Source organism: Vibrio sp. 1180_3, from assembly GCF_029478545.1.
In the GTDB taxonomy this organism is placed as follows: domain Bacteria; phylum Pseudomonadota; class Gammaproteobacteria; order Enterobacterales; family Vibrionaceae; genus Vibrio; species Vibrio aestuarianus.
Genome location: NZ_SJFM01000274.1, coordinates 1 through 255, shown reverse-complemented (window position 1 = coordinate 255; position 255 = coordinate 1). Strand labels below are relative to the sequence as shown.

The window sequence follows — 255 nt, the reverse complement described above, 5'->3', positions numbered from 1 at the left end:
CATATAACATTGCTTGTCTTCCTTGAGCACATTGAGCGGCGTTTCATCGGCCTGAACCACCACTTGTTCGAGTAAGTGAGTCTTCAGTGCCTGATAAAGCGGTTTGAACTTTTCACTAACCTGGATTGCCCACCTGGCCATGGTCGTTCTCGATAACTCGATACCTGATTGGGTGAACAAGGTTTCCTGACGATACAGCGGAAGCGCATACTGATATTTGCCTAAAATAATGTTGGCAAGCAGACTTTCGGTAGC

The 255-nt window shown here is 46.7% G+C and carries 1 protein-coding gene; it reads right to left on the bottom strand.

Annotation, left to right across the window (positions count from 1 at the left end; translation table 11 throughout):
• A partial coding sequence (locus EYW48_RS21830; protein WP_277433117.1) for a transposase occupies positions 1 to 255 on the bottom strand: 255 nt, incomplete at both ends.